General features: G+C 69.9%; 1 protein-coding gene. It reads right to left on the bottom strand.

Annotated elements, in window-relative coordinates; genetic code table 11:
* The coding region (locus B207_RS32620) for an SDR family NAD(P)-dependent oxidoreductase (protein ID WP_230204851.1) at window positions 1-2,089 on the bottom strand (2,089 nt) is incomplete at its 3' end.
* Window positions 2,090-2,281 lie beyond the last annotated feature (192 nt).

Genomic DNA, 2,281 nt, shown 5'->3' with positions numbered 1-2,281 from the left:
CCAGATCCCACAACGCCTCCGGCGAAGCCACCCCACCCGGCAACCGGCACGCCATACCCACAATCACCACAGGATCATCAGCCGCACTCGCCACCGGAATCGCTGGCACGACGGATCCCACCGCATCGGTCACCTGAGCCAGCAGATACTCCGCCAGACCAGCGGCATTCGGATAGTCGAAGACCAGTGTCGCCGGCAACCGCAACCCGGTCACCGCCACCAACCGGTTCCGTAGCTCCACGGCGGTCAACGAATCGAACCCGAGATCCTTGAACGCCCGCCCCGACACCACCGCATCGCCCGACGCGTGCCCGAGCACCGCCGCGACCTCGGCGAGCACCAACTCCAACACCACACGAGAACGCTCACCCCCCGGCAACCCCGCAAGACGCTCAGCGAACTCAGACCCCGCCGACACACCCCCGGGCACCTCAGAAACAGCCGCCTCCGGAAGGTCCACGAACAACGGCCTCGACCGAGCGGCGGTGAACGCAGGCAGGAACTCCTCCCACCGCACATCCACCACAGTCACCGCATCGTCCCCGGCTCCAACCGCCTGAACGAAAGCGGTGACCGCCCGCCGTGGTTCCAGGCCGACGAGGCCCTGACGCCGCAGCATGGTTGCCACCTGGTGGTCCGCCGCCATCCCGACCTCGGCCCACGGCCCCCAGGCCACCGCCGTACCTGCCCGCCCAGCCGCGCGACGGCGCGACACCAACGCGTCAAGCCCAGCGTTGGCGGCCGCATAGGCCGCCTGCCCACCGCTGCCCCACACGCCCGAAATAGAGGAGAACACTACGAAGGCGTCCAGCTGCACGTCGGCCAACAGCTCGTCGAGGTGCCGAGCTCCGTCGAGCTTGCCGGCGGCCACCCGCGCCAGATGCGCCGGGTCCGCAGCCGTCAGCGGCAGATCCTCACTGATACCCGCCGCGTGAACAACCGCCGTCGGTTCATCGATCGAGTGCAGCAGTTCGGCGATCGCCTCCCGATCGGCCACATCGCAGGCTCGCACCTCGATCTCAGCGCCGATTCCTGACAGTTCTTCGACCAGGTTCGCCGCATCAGGTGCCGCAGAACCACGCCGACTGGTCAGCACCACCCGGGAGGCGCCATTGGCGACGACCCAGCGGGCCACCTCTGCGCCCAGTCCACCCGTGCCACCAGTGATCAGCACCGTGCCGCGCGGTTGCCACGAGGCATCACCAGAAGTAGCAGGCGCGTGGACGAGCCGCCGCACCGCAATCCCGCTACCCCGGACCGCGACCTGGTCCTCACCACCCGGCAACCCCGCCAGCACCGCCACGATCCGGGCTGCCGCCCGCCGGTCAAGACCGGAAGGCAGATCGAGCAACCCGCCCCACCGGTCGGGGTGTTCCAGCCCGACGACCCGGCCCAACCCCCACACCTGCGCCTGGTTGACCTCCGCTGCCATGTCAGCCCGCCCGACGGACACGCCGCCACAGGTAAGCAGCCACAGCGGGGCGTCGATGTCCGCATCACCCAGCGCCTGCGCCACGACGAGGCTGTCTGCGAGTACACCGCCATCCAGGGCCAGCAAGGAGACCACGCCGGCCACCTGCTCCTCAAGGGAGCCCAACCGCTCGGCCAGCGTCAGACGATCAATACCCGACCCAGCCGGTACGCCCAGCACCGTCGCGCCATGCTCAGCCAGCATCGCGCCCAGCCCACGCTGATCCGAACCAACCAGCAGCCACGTCCCCGACAGGACCGCCGGCCCGGGGTCGGGGATCGGCTTCCACGTCACCCGATAACGCCACGCATCGAGCTGGTTCCGTTCCCGGCCCCGGGCCCGCCACGAGCTCAGGGCGGGCAGTACATCGGCGAGGGAATCACTCGATATTCCCAACCGGTCCGCGAGACCCGGCAGGTCCTCCCGCTCCACCGACTCCCAGAAGGCCACCTCGTTCCCGTCGGCAACGCGCTCGCCCACCGGCGACGCCGGGACCGCCTCCGGCCAGTACCGCTGACGTTGGAAGGCATACGTCGGCAGGTCCAGCGGCTGTGCCCCGGTGCCGGTGAACACGCCTGCCCAGTCGACGTCGACGCCGTGCACGAACAGCGACGCCACCGCCCTGATCGCGGTCGCGGGTTCGGGGCGGTCCCGGCGCACCACCGGAACAAACACCGCACCCGAGGTCGCGGCGTCCGGGAGGCACTGCTGCGCCAACGCGGTCAGCACCCCGTCCGGACCCACCTCCACAAACCGGGTCACCCCCAGACCCGCGAGGACGTCGACGGCAGCGGCGAACCGAACCGGCTC

The organism is Parafrankia elaeagni (assembly GCF_000374165.1).
GTDB classification, from domain to species: Bacteria; Actinomycetota; Actinomycetes; order Frankiales; family Frankiaceae; genus Parafrankia; species Parafrankia elaeagni.
The sequence above is the reverse complement of the archived record's forward strand: the minus strand, read 5'-3'. Positions and strand labels throughout refer to the sequence as shown.